This window comes from Rahnella rivi, assembly GCF_019049655.1.
Taxonomy (GTDB): Bacteria; Pseudomonadota; Gammaproteobacteria; order Enterobacterales; family Enterobacteriaceae; genus Rahnella; species Rahnella rivi.
The window spans coordinates 1-445 of the sequence record NZ_JAFMOX010000014.1 but is presented as its reverse complement, the minus strand read 5'-3'; the positions used below and the strand labels follow the sequence as shown (position 1 = coordinate 445).

General features: G+C 66.5%; 2 protein-coding genes. Both read left to right on the top strand.

The features are described 5' to 3' along the window. On the top strand, positions 1-182 hold a 182-nt coding region (locus tag J1779_RS00075; RefSeq protein WP_217202529.1), incomplete at its 5' end, for an uL13 family ribosomal protein. A 32-nt stretch (positions 183-214) separates the two neighbouring features. Then, positions 215-445 (top strand): 30S ribosomal protein S9 (gene rpsI / locus J1779_RS00070; protein WP_476655339.1); only part of this gene is annotated, 231 nt, incomplete at its 3' end.

Here is a 445-nt window from a genome sequence, read left to right as displayed (position 1 = left end):
GCTACGCCGAGCTGCTCGAGAAGAACCCCACGCGCGCCGTGGAGAAGGCCGTCAAGGGGATGCTGCCCAAGAACAAGCTGGCAGCCCAGCAGCTGTCCAAGCTCAAGGTCTACGCCGGTGCCGAGCACCCGCACCAGGCGCAGCAGCCCAAGCCCTACGAATTCACGCAGGTCGCCCAGTAATTCGGGCCAACGAAGAACACATAAGGAGAATCGTGGCTCAGAACACTGAAGAGCAGATCACCGAGGACGTGGAGCTGACCAGCTACACCTCCGAGTCCACCGAGTCCGTGGCCGGTGGCGCCGCCATGTCGGAGCGCCCCGCCCTGACCGTTCCCGGCCAGGCCGTGGGCCGCCGCAAGCAGGCCGTTGCCCGCGTGCGCCTCATCCCCGGCTCCGGCAAGTGGACCGTCAACGGCCGCAGCCTGGAGGAGTACTTCCCCAAC